At 67.4% G+C, this 22,910-nt stretch carries 24 protein-coding genes and 1 tRNA gene; 15 read left to right on the forward strand and 10 right to left on the reverse strand.

What is annotated here, in order from left to right:
• The first annotated feature begins 92 nt into the window (after nucleotides 1-92).
• The 4 genes from AC52GN_RS08315 (at nucleotide 93) to AC52GN_RS08330 (ending at nucleotide 3,475) form a co-directional block, all read left to right on the forward strand.
• On the forward strand, nucleotides 93-962 hold the full coding sequence (locus AC52GN_RS08315; RefSeq protein WP_496528753.1) for a pirin family protein: 870 nt from the start codon (nucleotides 93-95) through the stop codon (nucleotides 960-962).
• Between the two features lie 104 nt (nucleotides 963-1,066).
• Entirely contained in the window at nucleotides 1,067-1,756 is a 690-nt protein-coding gene (locus AC52GN_RS08320) for a hydrolase (RefSeq protein ID WP_496528754.1), read from the forward strand.
• A gap of 101 nt (nucleotides 1,757-1,857) precedes the next feature.
• On the forward strand, nucleotides 1,858-2,499 hold the full coding sequence (locus AC52GN_RS08325; protein ID WP_312218081.1) for a hydrolase: 642 nt from the start codon (nucleotides 1,858-1,860) through the stop codon (nucleotides 2,497-2,499).
• Between the two features lie 79 nt (nucleotides 2,500-2,578).
• Nucleotides 2,579-3,475, forward strand: coding sequence for a pirin family protein (locus AC52GN_RS08330; protein ID WP_291774714.1), 897 nt, complete (start codon nucleotides 2,579-2,581; stop codon nucleotides 3,473-3,475).
• Between the two features lie 64 nt (nucleotides 3,476-3,539).
• Here AC52GN_RS08330 and AC52GN_RS08335 read toward each other — a convergent pair whose 3' ends face one another.
• Both AC52GN_RS08335 and AC52GN_RS08340 read right to left on the reverse strand, forming a co-directional pair.
• Nucleotides 3,540-4,856 (reverse strand): dicarboxylate/amino acid:cation symporter, encoded by a 1,317-nt coding sequence (locus tag AC52GN_RS08335; protein WP_496528755.1) that lies wholly within the window; start codon nucleotides 4,854-4,856, stop codon nucleotides 3,540-3,542.
• A gap of 33 nt (nucleotides 4,857-4,889) precedes the next feature.
• Nucleotides 4,890-5,996 carry an amino acid ABC transporter substrate-binding protein gene (locus tag AC52GN_RS08340; protein ID WP_496526761.1) on the reverse strand — a complete coding sequence of 369 codons (1,107 nt, stop codon included), beginning with the start codon at nucleotides 5,994-5,996 and terminating at the stop codon, nucleotides 4,890-4,892.
• A 78-nt stretch (nucleotides 5,997-6,074) separates the two neighbouring features.
• Here AC52GN_RS08340 and metC point away from each other — a divergent pair, with 78 nt between their 5' ends.
• Nucleotides 6,075-7,268 (forward strand): cystathionine beta-lyase, encoded by a 1,194-nt coding sequence (metC, locus tag AC52GN_RS08345; protein WP_496528790.1) that lies wholly within the window; start codon nucleotides 6,075-6,077, stop codon nucleotides 7,266-7,268.
• Here the strand turns inward: metC and AC52GN_RS08350 are convergent.
• From AC52GN_RS08350 to AC52GN_RS08360, 3 genes are all read right to left on the reverse strand, one after another.
• A tRNA-Arg gene (locus tag AC52GN_RS08350) sits at nucleotides 7,227-7,303 on the reverse strand. The genes metC and AC52GN_RS08350 overlap by 42 nt on opposite strands.
• Before the next feature lie 18 nt (nucleotides 7,304-7,321).
• The gene (locus AC52GN_RS08355; protein ID WP_291774706.1) at nucleotides 7,322-7,627 is read right to left on the reverse strand and encodes an ETC complex I subunit; all 306 of its coding nucleotides are present in this window, start codon (nucleotides 7,625-7,627) and stop codon (nucleotides 7,322-7,324) included.
• 93 nt (nucleotides 7,628-7,720) lie between these two features.
• Complete coding sequence (locus AC52GN_RS08360) at nucleotides 7,721-8,023, reverse strand: sel1 repeat family protein (RefSeq protein ID WP_312218086.1); 303 nt, start codon at nucleotides 8,021-8,023, stop codon at nucleotides 7,721-7,723.
• A gap of 202 nt (nucleotides 8,024-8,225) precedes the next feature.
• Between AC52GN_RS08360 and AC52GN_RS08365 the strand changes: the two genes are divergently transcribed.
• On the forward strand, nucleotides 8,226-8,762 hold the full coding sequence (locus AC52GN_RS08365; RefSeq protein ID WP_496526762.1) for an RcnB family protein: 537 nt from the start codon (nucleotides 8,226-8,228) through the stop codon (nucleotides 8,760-8,762).
• A 152-nt stretch (nucleotides 8,763-8,914) separates the two neighbouring features.
• The gene (locus tag AC52GN_RS08370; protein WP_496526763.1) at nucleotides 8,915-9,940 is read left to right on the forward strand and encodes an RcnB family protein; all 1,026 of its coding nucleotides are present in this window, start codon (nucleotides 8,915-8,917) and stop codon (nucleotides 9,938-9,940) included.
• Nucleotides 9,941-10,110: 170 nt separating this feature from the next.
• Here the strand turns inward: AC52GN_RS08370 and gatB are convergent, their stop codons facing one another.
• Genes gatB through gatC form a run of 3 tightly spaced genes read right to left on the reverse strand, consistent with a single transcriptional unit; the run spans nucleotide 10,111 to nucleotide 13,376 of the window.
• Nucleotides 10,111-11,604: an Asp-tRNA(Asn)/Glu-tRNA(Gln) amidotransferase subunit GatB gene (gene gatB, locus AC52GN_RS08375; RefSeq protein ID WP_452111854.1), complete on the reverse strand. Its 1,494-nt coding sequence runs from the start codon at nucleotides 11,602-11,604 to the stop codon at nucleotides 10,111-10,113.
• Nucleotides 11,605-11,606: 2 nt separating this feature from the next.
• A complete protein-coding gene (gene gatA, locus AC52GN_RS08380) occupies nucleotides 11,607-13,085 on the reverse strand; it encodes an Asp-tRNA(Asn)/Glu-tRNA(Gln) amidotransferase subunit GatA (protein WP_496526764.1) in 1,479 nt (492 codons plus the stop codon).
• 3 nt (nucleotides 13,086-13,088) lie between these two features.
• Complete coding sequence (gene gatC / locus AC52GN_RS08385; RefSeq protein WP_046653549.1) at nucleotides 13,089-13,376, reverse strand: Asp-tRNA(Asn)/Glu-tRNA(Gln) amidotransferase subunit GatC; 288 nt, start codon at nucleotides 13,374-13,376, stop codon at nucleotides 13,089-13,091.
• Between the two features lie 171 nt (nucleotides 13,377-13,547).
• Here gatC and AC52GN_RS08390 point away from each other — a divergent pair, with 171 nt between their 5' ends.
• The 7 genes from AC52GN_RS08390 (at nucleotide 13,548) to dprA (ending at nucleotide 19,474) form a co-directional block, all read left to right on the forward strand.
• Nucleotides 13,548-13,847, forward strand: coding sequence for a helix-turn-helix domain-containing protein (locus AC52GN_RS08390; RefSeq protein ID WP_291774686.1), 300 nt, complete (start codon nucleotides 13,548-13,550; stop codon nucleotides 13,845-13,847).
• Between the two features lie 197 nt (nucleotides 13,848-14,044).
• Nucleotides 14,045-14,509: a Holliday junction resolvase RuvX gene (gene ruvX / locus AC52GN_RS08395; RefSeq protein ID WP_346486674.1), complete on the forward strand. Its 465-nt coding sequence runs from the start codon at nucleotides 14,045-14,047 to the stop codon at nucleotides 14,507-14,509.
• 1 nt (nucleotide 14,510) lies between these two features.
• Complete coding sequence (locus AC52GN_RS08400) at nucleotides 14,511-15,434, forward strand: AEC family transporter (RefSeq protein WP_346486672.1); 924 nt, start codon at nucleotides 14,511-14,513, stop codon at nucleotides 15,432-15,434.
• A 23-nt stretch (nucleotides 15,435-15,457) separates the two neighbouring features.
• Nucleotides 15,458-16,441, forward strand: coding sequence for an aspartate carbamoyltransferase catalytic subunit (locus tag AC52GN_RS08405; protein ID WP_496526765.1), 984 nt, complete (start codon nucleotides 15,458-15,460; stop codon nucleotides 16,439-16,441).
• Nucleotides 16,438-17,736 carry a dihydroorotase gene (gene pyrC, locus AC52GN_RS08410; protein WP_496526766.1) on the forward strand — a complete coding sequence of 433 codons (1,299 nt, stop codon included), beginning with the start codon at nucleotides 16,438-16,440 and terminating at the stop codon, nucleotides 17,734-17,736. The genes AC52GN_RS08405 and pyrC overlap by 4 nt, the downstream gene beginning before the upstream one ends.
• A gap of 14 nt (nucleotides 17,737-17,750) precedes the next feature.
• Nucleotides 17,751-18,389 (forward strand): glycerol-3-phosphate 1-O-acyltransferase PlsY, encoded by a 639-nt coding sequence (gene plsY, locus AC52GN_RS08415; RefSeq protein WP_496526767.1) that lies wholly within the window; start codon nucleotides 17,751-17,753, stop codon nucleotides 18,387-18,389.
• Nucleotides 18,386-19,474 (forward strand): DNA-processing protein DprA, encoded by a 1,089-nt coding sequence (gene dprA, locus AC52GN_RS08420; protein WP_496526768.1) that lies wholly within the window; start codon nucleotides 18,386-18,388, stop codon nucleotides 19,472-19,474. Before plsY ends, dprA begins: the two co-directional genes overlap by 4 nt.
• On the opposite strand, the gene AC52GN_RS08425 is transcribed toward dprA, so the two are convergent.
• Entirely contained in the window at nucleotides 19,471-19,656 is a 186-nt protein-coding gene (locus AC52GN_RS08425; protein WP_291774666.1) for a hypothetical protein, read from the reverse strand. The genes dprA and AC52GN_RS08425 overlap by 4 nt on opposite strands.
• Before the next feature lie 152 nt (nucleotides 19,657-19,808).
• On the opposite strand from AC52GN_RS08425, the gene topA reads away from it, so the two are divergent.
• Complete coding sequence (gene topA / locus AC52GN_RS08430; protein WP_496526769.1) at nucleotides 19,809-22,433, forward strand: type I DNA topoisomerase; 2,625 nt, start codon at nucleotides 19,809-19,811, stop codon at nucleotides 22,431-22,433.
• 40 nt (nucleotides 22,434-22,473) lie between these two features.
• Here the strand turns inward: topA and AC52GN_RS08435 are convergent, their stop codons facing one another.
• Nucleotides 22,474-22,842, reverse strand: coding sequence for a hypothetical protein (locus tag AC52GN_RS08435; RefSeq protein ID WP_291774660.1), 369 nt, complete (start codon nucleotides 22,840-22,842; stop codon nucleotides 22,474-22,476).
• Between the last annotated feature and the right edge of the window lie 68 nt (nucleotides 22,843-22,910).

Below are 22,910 nucleotides of genomic sequence, written 5' to 3' on the forward strand. Positions count from 1 at the left end.
CAATCTGCACAGGCCGGCGTTCCAGGGCCATAAAGTCTTCAACGCGATCGGCCCTGCCTCCAGCGGCCGATCCAACGAATGGAGACTAGACCATGAAGAAGGTTCTGGGCCGTTACGGCAACGACCGCGGCCACTGGGTCGGCGACGGCTTCCCTGTCCGTTCGCTGTTTTCCTACAACGCCGTCGGCAAGCAGGTCAGCCCCTTCCTGCTGCTCGACTACGCCGGTCCGTACAACTTCGAGCCGACGACCGAGCGGCGCGGCGTGGGCCAGCATCCGCACCGCGGCTTCGAGACCGTGACCATCGTCTATGACGGCGAGGTCGAGCATCGCGACTCGACCGGCCGGGGCGGCGTCATCGGTCCCGGCGACGTCCAGTGGATGACGGCGGGCGGCGGCATCCTGCACGAGGAGTTCCACTCCCCGGCCTTCTCACGCACCGGCGGCCCGTTCCGCATGGTTCAGCTGTGGGTCAACCTGCCCGCCAAGGACAAGATGACCCGTCCCGGCTACCAGTCGATCCTGAACGCCGACATTCCGACCGTTTCCCTGCCGGATGACGCAGGCACGGCCCGGATCATCGCCGGCGCGATGGACGGCTCGAAAGGCCCGGCCAGCACCTTCACGCCCATCAATGTGTGGGACGTGCGGTTGAACCGGGACGCCGAGACGACGCTGGACCTGCCCGAAGGCCATACAGCCATGGTGGTGGTTCTGTCAGGCCATGTCACCGTCAACGGCGACCAGCCGGCCGGCGCCGCCGAAGCCCTGCTGCTGGACCGTCAGGGCGACAGCGTGACCCTGAACGCCGATGCGGACACGACCCTGCTGATCCTGACCGGAGAGCCCATCGACGAGCCCATCGTCGGCTACGGCCCGTTCGTGATGAACAGCGAGGACGAGATCCGCACCGCCATCACGGACTTCAACAGCGGCCGCTTCGGCGACATTCCGGCCGCCTGATCCCCCTCACAGAAACGTAAGGCCCGGTCTTCGGACCGGGCCGCAACCCCCGCCCCGAACGGACATTTGTCCGAGCGCGGCCCCCTGCCTGAAAGGAAAGACCCATGTCCTCTTCCGCCCTGCCCGCCAACTTCAACGGTCAGCGTCCGGTCATCGACCCGAACGACGCCGTCATGCTGCTGATCGACCATCAGAGCGGCCTGTTCCAGACCGTGGCCGACATGCCGATGACCACCCTGCGCCGTCACGCCGCCGCCCTGGCCTCGATGGCCACCCTGGCCAAGCTGCCGGTCATCACCACCGCTTCGGTGCCGCAGGGCCCGAACGGTCCGCTGATCCCGGAAATCCACGCCAACGCCCCCCACGCCCAGTATGTGGCGCGCAAGGGCGAGATCAACGCCTGGGACAACCCCGACTTCGTCGCCGCCGTGAAGGCGACGGGCCGCAAGACCCTGATCATCGCCGGGACCATCACCAGCGTCTGCATGGCCTTCCCCGCCATCAGCGCCGCCTATGAAGGCTACAAGGTCTTCGTGGTGGTCGACGCCTCGGGCACCTATTCCAAGATGGCCCAGGAAATCACCCTGGCCCGCGTGGTCCAGGCCGGCGTCGTGCCGATGGACATGGCGGCCGTCGCCTCGGAACTGCAGAAGACCTGGCGCCGTGAAGACGCCGCCCAATGGGCCGAGGTCTACACCCAGATCTTCCCGCCCTACCAACTGCTGATCGAAAGCTACGGCAAGGCTCAGCAGGTCGCCACCGATCACGAGATGCTCGACTCGCAACGCGACTGACCCATGCGCGTCGGCTTCGCCTCGCCCCCTCCGACGGGGCGGAGCCCGGCGTCATGCGCGCGCCTCGCCCCAGGCGCATTCTCCCGGAAAGGAACCACCCAATGGCCAGCGAACCGATCCGCGATCCGAAGTCGGATCACCTTCTGACCCCCGAAAACTCGGCCTTCGTCATCATCGACTATCAGCCGGTCCAGGTGAACTCCATCGCCTCGATGGACCGCCAACTGCTGGTGAACAACATCGTCGGCACGGCCAAGGCCGCCGTCGCCTACGGCCTGCCTATCGTCCACTCGACCGTCAACGTCGAGACAGGGTTGAACAAGCCGCCGATCGGTCAACTGCGTAAGGTCCTGAAAGACTACCCGACCTATGACCGCACCACGATCAACTCCTGGGAAGACGTGGAATTCCGCAAGGCGGTCGAGGCGACCGGCCGCAAGAAGCTGATCATGACGGCCCTGTGGACCGAGGCCTGCCTGACCTTCCCTGCTCTGGACGCCCTGCGTGAGGGATATGAGGTCTATGTCGTGGCCGACGCCGTCGGCGGCACCTCGGTCGCCGCCCACGAAATGGGTCTGCGCCGCATCGAACAGGCCGGCGGAAAGATGATTTCCGTGCCTCAGCTCTTCTGCGAGCTGCAGCGTGACTGGAAACGGTCGGAAACCGTCCCCGCCTTCATGAACCTGTTCATCGAAACCGGCGGCACGGCCGGAATCCAATTCTCCTACGACAAGGAGGACTGACCTTTCGGGCGATCCGGGCCATAGTGCGCGGGTCGCCCCCGTGCGTCGTTGCAGCGTTTCTTACTCCAGGAAAATCAATATGATCGAACTCGTCATCGACCAGCGCCGCAAGGATCTCGGCGGCTTTGAGGTCGGCCGCGTCCTGCCTTTCGCCAAGCGCCGCATGGTCGGCCCCTTCGCCTTCTTCGACCACATGGGGCCGGTCGACATGCCGGCGGGCCTGCCCAAGACGGTCGACGTGCGTCCCCACCCGCACATCGGCATCTCGACCCTGACCTATCTGTTCGAGGGCGAGATCACGCACCGCGACAGCCTGGGCGTGCAGCAGGACATCCGGCCCGCCGAGGTCAACTGGATGACCGCAGGCAGCGGCGTGACCCACTCGGAGCGTTTCGAACGCGCTCGCCGCGAAGGCGCGCGTCTGGAAGGCATCCAGGCCTGGGTCGCCCTGCCCAATGGTCAGGAAGAGATCGACCCGTCCTTCCAGCATGTCGTCCCCGGCGATCTGCCGACCTGGGTCGAGGGCGGGGTCAAGGGGCGCCTGGTCGCGGGCGAAACCATGGGCATGAAGGCCGGAGTCAGCACCTTCTCGCCGCTGCACTACCTGCACCTGGAGCTTGAGCCCGGCGCCCGCTTCCAGACTCCGACCGATCATTCGGAAAGCGCCGTCTATGTCGTCCAGGGCCTGGTCGAGATCGACGACGGCAAGCCCCTGGGTCACGGCCAGATGGCGGTCCTCTCCTCGGGCGCGCCGTCCGTGATCCATGCCCTGCAGCCGACCACCGTCATGGTGCTGGGCGGCGAGCCGGTGGGCGAGCGCTTCATCGAGTGGAACTTCGTCTCGTCCTCCAGGGAGCGCATCGAGCAGGCCAAGGCCGACTGGCGCGCGGGCCGCATCAAGCTGCCCGACATGGATGATCAGGAATTCATCCCCCTGCCTCCCGATCCGACGCCGCCCGCGCCGCCCATGTCCTGACCGGGGACCGGGCGCCAGGGACAAGGCCAAGGCCGACGCAGGCGATCCTGCGTCGGCCTTTTTCCTAGGCGGCGGCCGGCGCTGCAGGCGGCTCGTCGGCGTCGGCATCCTCTTCCCCGCGCGACACCACCGCCGCGACGACCAGGTCGCCGGTGACGTTCAGCGACGTCCGGCACATGTCCAGGAAGCGATCGACGCCCAGGATCAGGCCGATCCCTTCCGGCGGCACCCCCACCATGGCCAAGATCATGGCGATGACCGGCAGGGAGCCCGCAGGCACGCCCGCAGTGCCCACTCCGCCCAGAATGCACACCAGCATGACGATCACCTGCTGGCCCAGGGTCAGGTCGACTCCGAAGAACTGGGCCAGGAACAGCACCGTCACCCCCTCGAACAGGGCGGTGCCGTTCTGGTTGGCGGTGGCGCCGACGGTCAGGACGAAACGAGCGATCTTGCGCGGCAGACCCAGTTCCTGTTCGGCGACGCGCAGGGACACCGGCAGGCTGGCGTTCGAGGAGGCGGTGGAGAAGGACACCACCATGGCCTCGCGGATGTCGCGGAAGAACTTCAGCGGCGACATGCCGCCGAACAGCCAGATCACCAGCGGATAGACCACGAACATATGGATCGCCATGGCGCCCACGGCCACGGCCACGAAGGCGCCCAGACGGATCAGCAACTCCCAGCCGAACAGGGCCGCCAGGTTGAACATCAGGCAGGCGATGGCGATGGGCGCGATGCGGATGACGAGGTTGATGAGCTTCATCATCACCTCGAACAGACCCTCGATGGTCTGCTGCAGCCGGTCGGTGGCGGGGCTCTTGGTCATGACCAGGCCGACGCCGAAGAACAGGGCGAAGACCATCACCGGCAGGATCTGGTTCTCGGCCGCCGCCGTGAAGACGTTCGACGGAATCAGGTCCAGGAAGAAGTCGCCCGCCTGCACCGAGGTCGGCGCGCTGCCGACGATGGATGCGGCGCCCGCACGCCCCTGATCCAGCAGCTGTTGCGCCAGGGCCGGATCAACCCCGTCGCCCGGACGGAAGACATTGACCATCACCATGCCGATCAGCACGGCCACGGCCGAAATGAAGACGGTGAAGCCCAGGCTCTTGGACCCCGCACGACCGAGGGCCTTCAGGTCGCCCATCTCGGCCACCCCGATGAGGAGGGCCGAGAACAGCAGGGGCAGGACCAGCATGAACAGCAGGCGCAGGAAGATCTGTCCCGCCGGGCCCGTGATGTTGGAGGTCAGCCACTGCACCCAACCGACGTCGCCCCCGACGGTCAGATTGACGATGAGGCCGCCTGTGAGACCGACCAGAAACCCGATCAGCATCAACACATGAAGCGGCAGTCCGCGCTTGGCCGTGGTCTCCATCCGGTCCCTTCCCTATTCCCTCATCCCCTTGGACTAACGGACAGGAAGGCCATAGATCAACCCGCCGGGTCGCGATGACCATTGAGCATTCAGCCCGCGCTCCAGATCAAGCGACGACTGAGAGCCCAGATTCCGACTGAATATCTCACCGTAGTTTCCAGCTGCGGAAACCGCGTCTTTCGCCCATGTTCTCGATAGATCAAGGCTGGGTCCGAAGTCACCTTCGTCGCCCAGAAGGCGACGCACTCTGGGGTCAGCGGAATTCTTGCCCAGGTCTGCGACATTTGCGCGCGTCACGCCCAATTCCTCAGCCAGAATCAGGGCGTTGAGCGTCCAGCGGATCACCGCTGTCCAGCGATCGTCGCCGCTGCGCACCACAGGGCCCAGAGGCTCCTTGGAGATGACGTCGGGCAGGATGACGTGCTGCTGCGGGTTCGGCAGGGTCGTGCGGGCCGCCGCCAGGGCCGAGATGTCGGCGGTGAAGGCGTCGCATTCCTCTCGCGCATAGGCCTGACGCGCCTCGCCCTCGGTCGCCACCACGACGGGTCGATATTCGATGCCCCGGCGACGGAAATAGTCCTCGACGTTCAGTTCGGTGGTCGAGCCCGACTGCACGCAGATGCGCGCGCCGTTCAGTTCGGCCGCGCTGCTCAGATTGAGCGAGCGCCGCACCATGAAGCCCTGGCCGTCATAATAGTTGATCCCGGCGAAGCTGAGTTGCGCCCCCGTATCCCGGCTCATGGTCCAGGAGGTGTTGCGCCACAGCACGTCCACCCGCCCGTCCCGCAGGGCGTCGAAGCGCTGCTCCGTCGTCAGCGGCACGAAGCGCACGGCGTCCGGATCGCCGAAGATAGCCGCCGCCGTCGCCCGGCAGAAGTCGACGTCGAACCCCCGCCAGGCGCCTCTGTTGTCCGTATAGGCGAAGCCGACCAGTCCCTCGTGCACGCCGCAGTTCAAACGCCCGCGCTGACGCACGGCCGCCAGGGTCGGGCTGGGCTCCGCCTCGCCGGCGGCGACCGGCGCCTGGCGGGACGGTTCGCGCGACTCGGGCGCCTGTGGTTCAGCCGTCCTCTGACAGGCTCCTGTCGCCAGGAGCGCCGCCACGCCCGCCGCCGCCGCTCCGCCTCGCCATTTCCGCATCCGTTCCGCCGCTCCGTCTTGCACCCCTGAACAGTTTAGAGCCCTCTAGGCGCCGAACCGCAACCCGCCGGAGCCGCCATGCCGCCCATTTCCGACCGAACCCGGCTGATCGCCGGCGCCACCCGGCGCGGCCAGGGCCGCCGCCCGGTCAATCCACCGCTCGAACGCGCCTCGACCATGCTGAGCGACGACCCGGCCCGAATGCAGGATGGTTCGGACGGCCCCGTCTATGGCCTGGACGGCACGAGCGCCGCGCGCGAACTGCGCGCCCTGCTGGCCCAGATGGAGGGGGGCGCCGACGCCTTCCTGGTCCCCTCGGGCCTGGCCGCCGTGACCGTGCCCCTGGTCGCCCTGCTCCGGCCTGGCGACGAGGTGCTGACCACAGACGCCGTCTACGGCCCGACGCGCCGGTTCCTGACGCGCCATCTCGCCGCGCGCGGCATCAGCGCGCGCTTCCACCCCGCCGACGCCTCGATCGAGACCGTCCAGGCCGCCCTGACGCCCCGTACGCGGCTTGTGCTGATCGAGGCGCCCGCCTCCCTGACCTTCGAGATGACGGACGTTCCCGCGCTGGCCGCCGCCTGTCGCGAGCGCGGCGTCCTGACCGTCATGGACAACACCTGGGCGGCCGGGCTGGCCTTCCGCCCTCTGGCGCACGGCGTCGACGTCAGCGTCCAGGCCCTGACCAAATACGTCGGCGGCCATTCCGACCTGCTGATGGGCGGCGTCGCGGCGAGCGCGCCCGAGATCGTTCGCGCCATCGCCCACGCCATCGAAGACATGGGCTGGCACGTGTCGCCGGATGACGCCTGGCTGGCGCTGCGGGGCGTCCGCACCCTGCCCTTGCGCTATGAAGCCCAGGCCCGCTCGGCTCTGGAGATCGCCCGATGGCTGAAGGCGCGGCCAGAGGTCGCCGACGTCCTTTATCCGCCCCTGGCCGGCTCGATCGGCCATGACCTGTGGCGACGCGATTTCGAGGGCGCCGCCTCCTTGATGGGCGTGATCATGAAGGGCGGCGACACGGCGGCCGCCCACGCCTTCATGCGCGCGCTCAGCCTGTTCGGCATGGGCTATTCCTGGGGCGGATTCGAAAGCCTGATCACCTTTGAGACCCCGCAACTAGTCTATCGCGAACACGCGCCCGACCTGCCCGGCCAGTTGCTGCGCCTGCATATCGGATTGGAAGACCCCGCCGACCTGGTCGCCGATCTCGAGAAGGGTCTGGAGGCGTGGCGCGCCCTGCAGGACTCGAACCTGCAACCGTCCGCTTAGAAGGCGGGTGCTCTATCCGGTTGAGCTAAGGGCGCCGGAGGCCGCAGTCGGACTCAGTGGGTCCAGGACTGCTTGCGGTTGGTGGCGAAGTTGTCGGCGTAGGCCTTGATGATGACCGGCGCCTCATTCGGCTCATGCAGGCGGAAGGGGATGCCGTGGCGTTCGGCGTACTCGATCGCCTCTTCCCTGGTGTCGAAGGACAGGCGGACCTGGCCGTTCATGTCGGTCGAGCTGGTCCAGCCCATCAGCGGATCGATCGTGCGGGCCGAAGCCGGCTCGAACTCCAGACGCCAGTCGCGCGTCTTGGCCTTGCCGGACTGCATCGCGGTCTTGGCCGGGCGGTAGATGCGAGCGAGCATGGACGGAATCCTTCGGACGGGGAACTCGCCGGGTGCATACCCCGCCGCCGCCGCCCGGTCCAGACGCCGAAAGCCTTCTCAGGCCGCCAAAGGTCAGGCCGCCAGAGACGATGAGCCGGCGTCGATCCAGCGCCGCGCGGCGCGCTGGGCTTCCGCGATCTCGTCGTGCTCCATCTCCTGACTGAGGTCGCGGCGGTATCCCCTCGCCTCGAGCGACCCCTTCATGGCCGCCAGGTTGAAGATCATGTGAGCCGACACCCGGTCGATGGGGCATCCATCCAGGCCGGCCGAATAGGCCAGGCCCAACCGGAACAGGGCATCGCCGTCCATGTCCGGCGTCGGCAACGGCAAGGCCGTGCGGTCCGTCGGTTCGTGCGCCGTTTCGTGGGCGTTCATCGCTTGGTCCCTCCTGAGCAGCACCTTCTGCGCCGCCCTCGGAAACGCATTCAAATACCGGCGGTTTGAAATTAGCGTTAACGCGCCTTCCTCCCGCGCGCGGCGCGATGCGCAAGCTGAAAGCGCGGTTCAGGCGCCATTCATTCGCGGACGCCGAAGTTGGGCTTCAGACAGGGTTTCGCCGCTTCGAATGGAGTTGAATATGAACCGCCTCACCAAGGCCGCCGTCATCGCCCTGGCGCTGGCGACCACGGCCGCTCCCATGATGGCGCAGGCCCAGGATCGACACGATCGCCGTGAATGGCGTCAGGATCGCCGTGACGATCGCCGCGAATGGCGCCAGGACCGTCGGGATGACCGGCGTGAATTGCGTCAGGACCGCCGCCACGACCGTCGCGACTGGCGCCAGGACCAACGCCGCCATGACCGCTGGAGTCGCGACAATCGCGACTGGTGGCGCGGGCGGCCGGAATTCCGCGACTATCGCGGCGCCCGGAACGGCTACTGGTACGCCCCCGGCCATGGCTATTATCGGGTCGAGCCGCGCTACTACGGCTATCGCTGGCGCACGGGCGGCTACCTGCCGTCGGCCTATCGCAACTACTACGTCAGCGACCCCTACTTCTATGGCCTGCGCCCCGCGCCGCGCGGTTATCGCTATGTCCACGCCGGCAACGACATCCTGATGATCGCGGTCGCGACCGGCCTGATCGCCAGTGTGATGAACAACGTCTATTAAGGCAGCGCCTGCTGTCTTTTCCGCCCCGCAAGATCCTGTCTTGCGGGGATTTTTCATGACAATGCTCTGTGATCGACGTTCAGCCGCAGTTCATGGGCCCTCGTGCATTTTCCTCCCAAGCCGCCCAATCTGGGCGTGCGAGGACTTTGACCATGAAACGTTCCCTTCTCATGTTCGCGGCGGTCTCCGCCTTCCTCGTGCCCGCCGCAGCACCTCTGTCCGTCCTGGCCCAGGACCGGCCCGAGCACCGTGCTCAAACGCGCGGAGACAGCCCGCGCCGCGCCGAACGTCGCGCCGCGCCGCAACGTGAACGCGGCGACATGGCCGTGCGCCCGCGCGAGCGCCAGGAAGCGCCCCGCCAGAATTCGCCTCGCCCGCAATCACGCCCCGATCAAACGCGGCCTCAAGCACGGCCGGACGGCCAACGGCCTCAACGCCCTGACGGTCAACGCCCGACGGGTCAGCGTCCCGACTCATCAAGGCCGGATCGTCCGTCTCGTCCGGAAGCGCAACGTCCCAACCGCCCAGATCGACCGGACCGGCCTAATCGCCCCGACTGGAATCGACCCAACCAACCGGATCGGCCGGGACGCCCCGACCGCCCGAACCGGCCCAACCGTCCCGACCAGTCGAGACCGGATCGTCCTGATCGTCCCGGCGCCAACCGACCGGACCGCCCCGACTGGAATCGTCCGAGCCGACCGGACGCCAATCGACCGAACCGGCCGGATTGGAACCGTCCCGGCCGTCCCGACGCCAATCGGCCCAATCGGCCGAACCGCCCCGGCTGGAACGGAAATCGGGATCGCGACTATCGCGAATTCCACAACCGCTGGAACCGCGACCAGTGGCGCCGGGACTGGGATCGCCGCCATCGCAGCGACTGGTGGCGTCATGACCAACGCTTCCGGGGCTGGAGCGGCGTACGCATCGGCTTCTATTTCGCCCCCGGCTACGGCTACTACAGCGTGCCGCGCAGCTATTGGAACCGGCAGTATTACGTCGGCCAGTACCTGCCGGACATCTTCTGGCGCTATCAGGTGAACGACTGGCGCACCTACGGCCTGGGCTATCCGCCTCCGGGCACGCGGTGGGTCTATGTCGACAACGCGATCTATCTGATCGACGACTACAACGGCTACATCATCGAAGTCGTCCGCGACGCCTGGCGCTGGTAGCGCAAAACAGGAAGGCCCCGGAGAGCGATCTCCGGGGCTTTTTAACGGGCTGCGGTCAGAAAGGCTTCGCCTACTCGACCCGACGCACTCCCCTGTCGCTCAAGCAGCGAGCGACCGCGTCGCGAGCGTTAGCGACCAGCCGGGGGTTTGGGGGCTGCAGCCCCCAAGCATCAAAGCCCCAGCTTTGATTTAAGGATGTCGTTCACCGCAGCCGGGTTGGCCTTGCCGCCGGTGGCCTTCATGACCTGGCCGACGAACCAGCCGATGGCCTGGGGCTTCTCGGCGACGGCGGCGGCCTTGTCGGGATTGGCGGCGATGATCTCGTCCACCGCCTTCTCGATGGCGCCGGTGTCCGTGACCTGCTTCAGGCCGTGCTTCTCGACCACCTCGGCGGGCGAGCCTTCGCCGTTCCAGACGTAGTCGAAGACTTCCTTGGCGATCTTGGACGAGATGACGTTCGTCTCGATCAGTTCGACCAGCTGGGCCACATGGGCGGCGGGCAGCGGGTTGTCGCTGAAGTCCTTGCTGTCCGCAGCCAGCCGGGCGGAGACCTCGTTCGTCACCCAGTTGGACACCAGCTTGGCGTCGCGACCTTTCGCGGCGGCCTCGAAATAGTCGGCCTTGGCCTGTTCCGAGATTAGCACGCCCGCGTCGTATTGCGACAGGCCGTACTCGCTCATGAAGCGGCGACGCTTGTCGTCCGGCAGTTCCGGCAGGCTGGCCTTGATCTCGTCGATCCAGGCCTGTTCCAGCACCAGCGGCAGCAGGTCGGGGTCGGGGAAGTAGCGATAGTCCTGCGCCTCTTCCTTGGAGCGCATGGAGCGGGTCTCGCCCTTCACCGCGTCGAACAGACGGGTCTCCTGCGTGATCGAACCGCCGTCTTCGAGGATCTCGATCTGGCGGCGCGCCTCATACTGGATCGCCTGAGAAATGAAGCGGAAGCTGTTGACGTTCTTGATCTCGCAGCGCGTCCCCAGGAAGCTGAAGTCGCCCGTTTCCTTGAACTTGCCGTAGTTCCCGGCGCGGCAGACCGACACGTTCACGTCGGCGCGCAGATTGCCCTTCTCCATGTCGCCGTCGCAGGTGCCAAGGTAGATCAGGATGGTCCGGATCTTCTTGACGTAGGCGACCGCCTCTTCCGGCGTGCGGATGTCGGGGCGCGAGACGATCTCCATCAGCGCCGTGCCCGCACGGTTCAGGTCGACGTAGGACTCGGTCGGCGACAGGTCGTGGATCAGCTTGCCCGCGTCCTGTTCCAGGTGCAGGCGCTCGATGCCGACGTTGAAGAAGCTGCCGTCTTCGGCCTCCACCTCGACCACGCCCTCGCCCACGATGGGGTGATACAACTGGCTGATTTGATAGCCGGTCGGCAGGTCGGGATAGAAGTAGTTCTTGCGGTCGAACTGGCTCTTCAGATTGATCTGGGCGCGCAGGCCCAGACCCGACTTCACCGCCTGCTCGACGCAGTATTTGTTCAGGGTCGGCAGCATGCCGGGGAAGCCTGCGTCGACCAGCGACACCTGCTCGTTCGGCCCGGCGCCGAAGCCGACCGCCGCGCCCGAGAACAGCTTGGCGTTCGAAGCGACCTGGGCGTGGATCTCCAGACCCATGACGATTTCCCAAGCGCCCGTGCGGCCCTGGATCAGTTTGGAGTTCTCAGTCATGCTCACCACCAACGGTCCGGCTTGGCGACGAAGCCCGCCGCGTCTTCGAGGGCGCCCGCGACCTGGAAGACGGTCGCTTCATCCAGGGCCTTGCCGATGACCTGCAGGCCCAGCGGCAAGCCGTCGGCGCTGAGGCCGGCGGGGACCGAGATGCCCGGCAGACCGGCCAGATTGGTCGTCACCGTGAAGACGTCGTTCAGATACATAGTCAGGGGGTCGATCTGCTTGTCGCCGATGGCGAAGGCGGCCGACGGCGTGGACGGCGTCAGGATGGCATCCACCTGACCCCAGACATTATCGAAGTCCTGGGCGATGCGGCGACGCACCTTCAGCGCCTTGACGTAGTAAGCGTCGTAGAAACCCGCCGACAGCACATAGGCGCCGATAGTCAGGCGGCGTTGAACCTCCTTGCCGAAGCCCTCGGCGCGCGAGGTCGCATAGAGATCGTCCAGCGAGGTGAACTCTTCGGCGCGGTGGCCGAAGCGCATGCCGTCATAGCGCGCCAGGTTCGACGACGCCTCGGCCGGGGCCACGATGTAATAGGTCGGCAGGGCGTATTTGGTGTGCGGCAGGCTGATCTCGACGATCTCGCAACCGGCGGCCTTCAGCCACTCGACGCCCTGCTCCCACAGCTTCTGGATCTCGGCGGGCATGCCGTCGAGGACGTATTCCTTGGGCACGCCGATGCGCAGCCCCTTGACCGACTGGCCGACCGACTGGGTCCAGTCGGGGGTCGGGATGTCGAGGCTGGTCGAATCCTTGGCGTCGAACGAGCACATGGAGTTCAGCAGCAGGGCCGAATCCTTGACCGTCTTGGCGATCGGCCCGGCCTGATCCAGCGAGCTGGCGAAGGCGACCATGCCGTAACGGCTGGCGCGGCCGTAGGTCGGCTTGATGCCCACGGTGCCGGTGAAGGCGGCGGGCTGGCGGATCGAGCCGCCGGTGTCGGACGCGGTGGCGGCCAGGCACAGATCCGCCGCCACGGCCGAGGCCGAACCGCCGGACGAGCCGCCCGGCGTCAGGTCGGCGTTCGAGCCCTTGGACTTCCACGGGTTCTTCACCGGACCGAAGGCCGAGGTCTCGTTGGACGAGCCCATGGCGAACTCGTCCATGTTCAGCTTGCCCAGCATGACCGCCCCGTCGCGCCACAGATTGGCGGTGACGGTCGATTCATACGGCGGGACGAAGCCGCGCAGCATGTTGGAGCCGGCCGTCGTCTGCACGCCCTCGGTGCAGAACAGATCCTTGATGCCTAGCGGCGCGCCTTCCAGCACCCCGCCCTCGCCCTTGGCCAGACGAGCGTCGGACGCGCGCGCCTGTTCCAGCGCCTTGTCCGCCGTCACCTCGACATAGGCGTTCAGCGTCGGGTTCGAGGCCTCGATGTTGGTCAGGAAAGCCTGGGTCAGTTCTTCGGACGAGAAGGTCTTGGCCTTCAGGCCGTCGACGGCGTCGGCCAGCGTCAGCTTGGTCAGATCGGTCATGACTTACTCCACGACCTTAGGCACGACGAAGAAACCGTCGGCGGACTTGGGCGCGTTGGACAGGACGTCGGCGACCTTGTCGCCGTCCGTCACCACGTCGTCGCGCAGACGCAGCGGCTGGGACACGTTGGAGGTCATCGGTTCGACGCCCTGCACGTCCACCTCGTCCAGCTGTTCGATCCACTTCAGGATGCCGTTCAGCTCCTGGGCCAGGGGCTCCAGACGGTCCTCGGGGGTCTTGATGCGGGCGAGATGCGCAACCTTGCGCACCGTCGCGGCGTCGATGGCCATGCGGCCCTCCAAAGCATGAGAGTCTAAGGGGTCGGGATTAGCGTCTCGACGCCGCTTCGACAAGGATTTGGGTGCAGGCGCGAAATGAGCCTGGCCGTTGCGGCCAAACGCCCCCTTTTGACGGCTGCAACGGCGCCTAAGTATGAGAGGCGGATCGAAGGAGATGCGACCATGAAGATCACCGGCCCTCAAGTCCGCGCCGCCCGCGCCCTGGTGCAATGGCCGCGCGATCATGTGGCCCGCCTGTCCGGCCTGACGGTCGATGTCCTCGCAGACTTCGAGCGCGAGAACGTCGATCCCGGCGACGAGGCCCGCAGCCGCCTTCAAGCCGCGCTGGAGGAAGGCGGCGCCGTCTTCCTGCACGAGACCGACGGCGGTCTGGGCGTGCGGCTGAAGTTCACGCGCAAGGAAGTGCGCTCGATCCGCAGCATGGAGAACGAAGGCGGGCCGGTCGGGGACGACGACGTGTGAGTCCGTCTCTAACTCCGCTCATCCCGGCGGACGCCGGGATCCAGTAAGAGCAGCACACGCAACGGTTCACGACCATCATGCAATGTGATCAAGGTTCTTGCTTGAAGCCAAAGGACTGGATCCCGGCGTCCGCCGGGATGAGCGGGAGTATATGGGACCGCTTTGACACGCGCCCCATCTGGGCCTAACGCCCGCCCGTGCCTGTATTCGATCTCTCCGAACTGTCCGCCGCCTGCCCGCCCAACACCCCGTGGCTGGGCCTGGATCTGGGCGAGAACACCATCGGCGTCGCCGCCTCCGACGCCGGGCGCATCATCGCCAGCCCGCTGGAACTCATCCGCAAGACCAAATTCACCCAGGACGCCGAACGCCTGTTCAAGATCATGGACGGCCGCAACGTCTCGGCCCTGATCATCGGCCTGCCGCTGAACATGGACGGGACCGAGGGGCCCCGCGCCCAGTCGTGCCGCGCCTTCGCCCGTAATCTGGAGCGGTTCCGGCCGGTCAACGTCGCCTTTCAGGACGAGCGGCTGTCGACCACCGCCGTCGAGCGGTTCCTGATCGACGAGTTGGACCTGACCCGCAAGCGCCGCGCCGATGTGGTGGACCGCACCGCCGCCGCCTGGATCCTGCAAGGCGCGCTGGATCGGCTGCGCGACTGAGATGACGGCCCTCCTCTCGGGCGTCCTGCCGGTTTTCCTGCTTCTGGCGCTCGGCTATGGGCTGAAGAAATCGGACTATCTGCCTGACGCCGCCTGGCGGCCGATCGAGAAGCTGGCCATCAATGTCCTTTATCCCGGCTTCCTGATCCCGGCGATCTGGAACGCGGACCTGTCGGGCTCGGCCGCGGGCGCGGCGGGCGCCGCCGCCGTCACCGTGTCCATCATCGTCTCGACCCTGACCCTGCTGTCCAAGCCGCTGCTGCCCCTCAGCGGCCCTGCCTACACCAGCGTCTTCCAGGGCATGATCCGCTGGAACAGTTTCGTCTTCCTGCCGGTCGTGCAGGCGGTGTTCGGGGCGGAGGGCGTGGGCCTCGCCGCCGTGGTGATCGCCGCCATGATCCCGGTCAGCAACATCCTGAGCGTCATCGTCCTGGCCAAGTGGGGCGCGGACCAGCGCGGCGCCTCGCCCAAGGCCCTGTTCCGGGCGATGATGTCCAATCCCATACTTCTGGCCTGTCTGGCGGGGCTGGCGCTGAATTTTTCTGGCGCGCCAAGGCCGCCGGGCGTAGCCGAAACGCTGCAACTGCTGGGATCGGCCGCCCTGCCGCTGGGTCTGATCGTGGCGGGCGCAGGTCTCAGCTTCCGCGAACTGGCGCGCACCCGCGTCACGGTGAGCGCCGTGGTCGCGGTCAAGATGATCGTGACGCCGCTGGCCATGTGGCAGCTGGCGCGCCTGTACGGCGGCGATGAACTGGCGCAGGGAATCGCCCTGCTGTGCGGCGCGGCGCCCGGCGCCGCCTCGGCCTATGTGCTGGCGCGTCAGATGGGCGGCGACGCTCCGCTGATGGCCGGGATCATCGCGGCGACGACGGTATTCTCAGTCATCGGCATCCCCGCGGCCCTGCTGCTATTCCATCTGGCCTGAGTCCCGCCTATAGCCACGTCTCAATGACCCATGCAGCGCCCGTCTCCGACCTCATCAAGGAACGGCTGACGCCGTTCCCCCGCGACCACTTCCTCGCCGCCGGAGACCTCCATCCGCCGGCCGCCTTGGCCTTGCTGGACCTGGCCGACGCCTTCGTCGACTTCAACCGACAATCGGCCAAGGGCGTTGACCTGATGCGCGGCCAGACGGTCGTGAACCTGTTCTTCGAGAACTCGACGCGGACCAGCTCCTCCTTCGAGATCGCGGCCAAGCGTCTGGGCGCCGACGTCGTGACCATGCCGGTCGCCTCGTCCTCGGTGAAGAAGGGCGAGACGCTGATCGACACCGCCGTGACGTTGAACGCCATGAAGCCGGAGATTCTGGTGGTGCGCCACGCTTCTTCCGGTGCGGTGGACCTGCTGTCGCAGAAGGTGGGCTGCGCCGTCGTCAACGCGGGCGACGGGCGGCATGAACACCCTACGCAGGCCCTGCTGGACCTGCTGTCCCTGCGCCGCGCCTTCGGCGACGTGGGCGGGCTGACGGTCGCCATCTGCGGCGACATCGCCCACAGCCGCGTGGCGCGCTCGAACGTCGCCCTGCTGCAGATGATGGGCGCACGGGTGCGGCTGATCGGACCGCCGACGCTGGCGCCCGGCGACGCCGACCGCTGGGGCTGCGAGGTCTTCCACGACATGAAGGAAGGTCTGGCCGGTTGCGACGTGGTGATGATGCTGCGCCTTCAGCTTGAGCGGATGGCGGGCGCGCTGATCCCCTCGACGCGCGAGTATTTTCGGTTCTGGGGTCTGGACCGCGAAAAGCTGGCCTGGGCCGCACCGAACGCCAAGGTCATGCACCCCGGCCCGATGAACCGGGGCGTGGAGATCGATTCCGACGTGGCCGACGACCTGAGCGTCTCCCTGATCCAGGATCAGGTCGAGATGGGCGTCGCCGCCCGCATGGCCGTTCTGGCCGCCCTCGCCCACCGCCGCGCGGGAGGCTCCGCATGACCGCCTCTCAACAGCCCATCGCTATCATCAACGCCCGCCTGCTGGATCCGGCCAGCGACTATGACGGCCCCGGCGCGGTCCTGATCGAGGACGGCCGCATCGTCGAGGTCATCCACGGACAGGCGACGCAACGCCCGGAGGGCGTGCAGATCATCGACGCCGAGGGCCGCTGTTTGGCGCCCGGTCTGATCGACATTCGGGTCAAGACCGGCGAGCCGGGCAATGAACCCAAGGAAACGCTGAAGTCGGCCAGCCTGTCAGCAGCGGCGGGCGGCGTCACCACCATCGTCGTCCAGCCCGACACCGACCCGGCCATCGACGACCCGGCCCTCATCGACCACATCCAGCGGCGCGGCGCGGCGCTCGATCTGGTCCACGTCCGCGCGGCGGGCGCGGCCACGCAATCGCGCGACGGTGAACGCATGGCCGAGATCGGCCTGATGCACGAGGCGGGCGCACTGTATTTCACCGACGGCGACCGGGTGATCCGCAACACCCGCACCCTGCAACGGGTGATGTCCTACGCCGCATCGTTCAACGCCCTGATCGCCTGTCGCCCGACCGAGCCGTGGCTGTCGGAGGGCGCGGTCGCGACCTCGGGCGAACTGGCGACGCGGCTGGGCCTGTCGGGCGCCCCGGCCATCGCCGAGCGCATCCAACTGGAGCGCGACCTGGCCCTGGTCGAGCAAACCGGCGCGCGTTTCCTGATCGACCAGATCTCGACCGAGGGCGCGCTGGAGACGCTGGCGCGCGCCCGTGCGCGGGGGCTGGAGGTCGCGGCCTCGGCCTCGATCAATCACCTGTGCTTCAATGAGATCGATATCGGCGACTACCGGACCTTCTACCGCCTGGACCCGCCGCTGCGCGCCGAGAGCGACCGGCAGGCCCTGGTCGAGGCGGTGCGCGACGGCCTGATCGACGTCATCACCTCGGCCCATTGCCCCGAACCGGCCGAAAACAAGCGCCGCCCCTTCGCCGAGGCCGAGCCGGGCGCCGTGGGTCTGGAGACCCTGCTGCCCGCCGCCCTGACGCTGCACCACGAATACGGCGTCGACCTGCTGGACGTGCTGCGGCCGATGACACAGGGCCCGGCCGCCCTGCTGGGGCTGGAGGCCGGAGAGCTGTCGCAAGGCGCGCCTGCCGATCTGGTGCTGTTCGACGCGGGGGCGCCGGTGGTGATCGACGCCGCCACGCTGCGCTCCAAGTCGAAGAATTCGCCCTTTGACGGGCGGCGACTGCAAGGCAAGGTCTTGCTCACCGTCGTTTCGGGCCGCATCGTCCACGACGCACGTTAAGGGGAGCGAATCACTTGCACGATCTGACGGGGCCGGCGCTCCTTACGCTCGGGCTTGTGGCTGTCGGCGGATACCTGCTGGGCTCCATTCCGTTCGGCGTGGTCCTGACCCGCGCGGCGGGCGCGGGCGACGTGCGCAACATCGGCTCGGGCAATATCGGCGCGACCAACGTCCTGCGCACCGGGCGCAAGGATCTGGCCATCGCCACCCTGATCCTGGACGCGGGCAAGGGCGCGGTCGCCCTGCTGATCGCGCGGCATCTGCTGGGGACTGACGTCGCAGGCTCCATCGCCGGGGGCGCGGCCTTCCTAGGCCACCTGTTCCCCGTCTGGCTGGGGTTCAAGGGCGGCAAGGGGGTGGCGACCTTCTTCGGCCTGATCCTGGCCGCGTGCTGGCCGCTGGGCCTGCTGGCGGCGGCGACCTGGCTGATCATGGCCTTCGCCCTGCGCTATTCCTCCCTGTCGGCCCTGGTGGCGGCGGCGCTGACGCCGTTCTACGCCCTGCTGCCCCTGCCTGCGCTGGGCCTGCCGGCGCCACAGCCCATCTTCATCATGGCGGTCTTCACCGCCGTGCTGATCTTCATCCGCCACCATGAAAACATCGGCCGCCTGCTGAAAGGCGCCGAGCCCAAGATCGGGGCGAAGAAGGCGTGACGGCGCTGTCGGAGGCCGAGCGTTTCGCCCGCCTCCGGCTCGCCCGGACCGACCGCGTCGGCCCCGTGGCCTTTTCCCAGCTGTTGCAGCGGTTCGGTTCGGCCGAGCGCGCGCTGGACGCCCTGCCCGACCTGATCCGCAGCCGGGGGCGCAGCGGCTATTCCATCCCGACGCCCGAAACCGTCGAGGCCGAACTGGAGGCCGGCGCCCGCATCGGCGCGCGGCTGATCCTGTGGGGCGAGGCCGCCTATCCCGAAGCCCTGGCTGCAGTCGATCCGCCACCGCCCCTGCTTTGGACCTTGGGCGATCCGTCGCTGATGCAGCGGCCCTGCATGGCCATCGTCGGCGCGCGCATCGCCTCAGCGGGCGGGCAACGCATCGCGCGCGGCCTGGCCCAGCAGTTGGGCGAAAGCGGCCACGTCGTGGTCTCGGGTCTGGCGCGAGGGGTGGATGCGGCGGCGCATCTGGGCGCGCTGGAAACCGGCACGGTCGCGGTGCTGGGCGGCGGGGTGGACGACATCTATCCCTCAGACAACGCCGACCTGTATCGCCAGATCGTCGAGCGCGGCTGCATCGTCTCGGAAAGCCCCGTCGGCGCGCGGGCGCAGGCGCGCGACTTCCCACGCCGCAATCGCATCATCTCCGGCCTGTCGCGCGGCGTGGTGGTGGTCGAGGCCGAAATCCGTTCCGGCTCCCTGATCACCGCCCGACTGGCGGGCGAGCAGGGCCGCGATGTCTTCGCCGTGCCCGGATCGCCGCTGGACCCTCGCTCCAAAGGCCCCAACGAACTGCTGCGGCAAGGCGCCATCCTGTGCGAAGGGATCGAGGACATCGAGCGGGCCTTCGCGTCCTTGCGGACCCTGCGCGAACCGCCCGCTGATTCGCCGTTCGGCGCCGGATCGCCGGATCAGGTCGACGATGCAGTTCTGGACCGCGTCGAGGCCCTGCTGTCGCCAACGCCCATCGGCCGCGACGAACTGGCGCGCGCCGCCAGGCTATCGATTGCAGAAACGGCCGCCGCCCTGCTGGAGCTTCACCTCGCAGGGCGGGCGACCCTGTTGCCCGGCGGTCTGGCCTCGACCTAGGCGGGGGCCGTCCGGCGGGCCAGATCCGCCGCGCTTTCAAGAAGTCCGGCCAATCGCTCATCCCCGTCCCAGCGGGCCATTCCAGCCAGTTCCGTAGCCATGGCGGCCACGTATTCGCGAACCGGATAGTCCGTCAGATCAGGGCTCGCCGCCTTGCGGCGTCGCTGCGCTGTCTTGTTCATCGTCAACCCTCCCGAGAACGTCTGAGAGGAACACAACTTAAGGTATCTTGTAAACTCACGTTACCCGGAATGGTTGCCCATCTTCAACGCGCCGATTGACTTCCGCGCCCGCCGCAACCACGTTCGCGCCCCGTTTTCCCCGATAGAGCGCCATGAATCTCGTCATCGTCGAGAGCCCCGCCAAGGCCAAGACCATCAATAAGTACCTGGGCTCGGACTATAAGGTTCTGGCTTCCTACGGCCACGTCCGCGACTTGCCGTCCAAGGACGGTTCCGTCCTGCCTGACGATGACTTCGCCATGCACTGGGAGGTCGACGCCAAGGCCTCCAAGCGCCTGTCCGAGATCGCCGAGGCCGCCAAGGCCTCCGACCGCGTCATCCTGGCCACCGACCCCGACCGCGAGGGCGAGGCGATCAGCTGGCACGTTCTGGAAATCCTGAACAAGAAGAAGGCGCTGAAGGACAAGGACGTCCAGCGCGTCACCTTCAACGCCATCACCAAGTCGGCGGTGCTGGAGGCCATGGCCAACCCGCGCCAGCTGGATATGGAGCTGGTGGACGCCTATCTGGCGCGCCGGGCGCTGGACTATCTGGTGGGCTTCAACCTGTCGCCGGTGCTGTGGCGCAAGCTGCCGGGCGCACGCTCGGCCGGGCGTGTCCAGTCGGTCGCCCTGCGCATCGTCGTCGATCGCGAGATGGAGATCGAGCGGTTCAAGGCGCAGGAGTACTGGTCGGTCGAGGCCGATCTGGTCGCCGACAGCCCCTTCACCGCCCGCCTGGTCAAGCATGAAGGCAAGCGCGTCCAGCGCCTGGACATCGTGTCCGAGGCCATGGCCATGGCGGCGCGCGAAGCCGTCCACAGCGGCGACTTCACCATCAAGTCGGTCGAGAAGAAACCCGCCAAGCGGTCCCCCGCCCCGCCCTTCACCACCTCGACCCTGCAGCAGGAAGCCGCGCGCAAGCTGGGCTTCACCGCCCAGCGCACCATGCAGGCGGCGCAGAAGCTGTATGAGGGCGTCGACGACACCGGCGGCCTGATCACCTACATGCGGACCGACGGCGTCTATGTGACGCCCGAGGGCATCGCCCAGGCGCGCGAGGCCATCGGCCAGCGTTTCGGCCCCGCCTATGTCCCGGCCGAGCCGCGCTACTACAAGACTAAGGCCAAGAACGCCCAGGAAGCGCACGAGGCCATTCGTCCGACCAACATCCTGCGCAGCCCCGACACCCTGCGGCTTGATAGCGATCTGCAGCGTCTGTACGAACTGATCTGGAAGCGGATGATCGCCTCGCAGATGGAATCGGCGCGTCTGGACCGCACTACGGTCGAGATCGAGACGCCCGACGGCCAGACGGGCCTTCGCGCCACCGGCCAGGTCGTGGTCTTCGACGGCTTCATCGCCGCCTATGAAGAAGGCCGCGACGACAAGCAAAAGGGCGCCGAGGACGAGGACGACGAAGGCGGCCGCCTGCCTGCGCTGAAGGAAGGCGTCAAGGCCAAGGTCGAGGCCATCCGCACCGATCAGCACTTCACCGAACCGCCGCCGCGCTTCTCGGAAGCCACCCTGGTCAAGAAGCTGGAAGAACTGGGCATCGGCCGCCCGTCGACCTACGCCTCCATCCTGACGACCCTGCGCGACCGCGAATACGTCCGCATGGACAAGAACCGCTTCTTCCCCGAGGACAAGGGACGGCTGGTCACGGCCTTCCTCGAGCAGTTCTTCGCCAAATGGGTCGAGTACGACTTCACCGCCGCGCTGGAGACCCAGTTGGACGAAGTGTCGGCGGGCGATCTGGACTGGAAGACCCTGCTGCGCCGCTTCTGGCAGGACTTCCACGCCGCGACCCAGGCCGCAGGCGAACTGCGCACCACGGCCATCCTCGACCACCTGAACGAGGCGCTGGGCCCGCACATCTTCCCCGACAAGGGCGACGGTTCGGACCCGCGCGAATGCCCCCTGTGCCATCAGGGGCAACTGAGCCTGAAGACCAGCCGCTTCGGCGCCTTCATCGGCTGCTCGCGCTATCCTGAGTGCAAATACACCCGCCCGGTGGCCTCGCCTGACGCCGCCGACGGCGGCGCGGAGAGCGGCGATCGCGAACTGGGCGTCGATCCGGCGACCGGCCAGCCCGTGCACCTGAAGATCGGCCGCTTCGGCCCCTATGTCGAAACCACGCCGCCGGACGCGGACAAGCCCAAGCGCTCGTCCCTGCCCAAGGGCTGGTCCCCGGCCTCGATCGACCTGGAGAAGGCGCTGCGCCTGCTCAGCCTGCCGCGCGACGTGGGTCCGCATCCCGAGGACGGCAAGATGATCACCGCCAGCCTGGGCCGCTACGGCCCGTTCGTGGCGCACGCGGGCACCTACGCCAACGTCGCGGACATCGAGGAAGTGTTCGACGTCGGCCTGAACCGCGCGGTCACCCTGCTGGCTGAAAAGCGTGCAGGTCGTGCGGGTCGCGCCTCGGCCGCCGCGCCGCTGAAGGAGCTGGGCGCCCACCCGGAAACGGGCGAGGCCGTTCAGGTCATGGCCGGACGCTACGGCCCCTACGTCAAGTCGGGCAAGATCAACGCCACCCTGCCCAAGGGCACGGCGCCCGAAGACATGACGATGGAGGCCGCCCTGCCCCTGCTGGCCGCCAAGGCCGGCGCGGCGCCCAAGAAGAAGGCGCCCGCCAAGAAGGCCGCTGCGAAAAAGCCCGCGGCGAAGAAGGAGCCTGCGGCCAAGAAGCCGGCTGCAAAGAAGGCTCCCGCCAAGAAGGCTGCGGAAGCCGAATAAGACGAAGCGCCCTCGTTCTCACGAACGGGGGCGTTTTTTCTTACCGCCCTGCAATCAGCTCGTTGCGGACGCGGCGTCCCAGAGGGTCGCGTCCGGGCCAGCTCTCGCCCACCGAAGCGTCGACCAGGGGCGTGCAGAAGCGTGACAGAATCATGCGCGGACGAATCCCGTTCAGACACACCTTGTCGCCCTCGCGCGCCCAGCGGGCGGTCAGGCGGCGTCCATCTGAAAACAGGGCGCTATAGGCACCGTCGCGGTCGAACCAGTGTTTCACCCAGTTCCCGTCGGCATAGTAGGAAACGACGGTATTGCCGAACGCCGCGCTCATGGCGTCCGCCTCGCGCCCGCCGGACGCCCAGGCGCTTGTCGGCGCAGCCAGCATCACCGCGATCCATACGGCTACGCGCATTCGGCGTCCCTCTCCCAGTCCCGACGCGGGACCATACAGGCCGAAACGCTGGCGCCAAGCGGGCTGTT

Source organism: Brevundimonas sp. SS2672 (assembly GCF_059579685.1).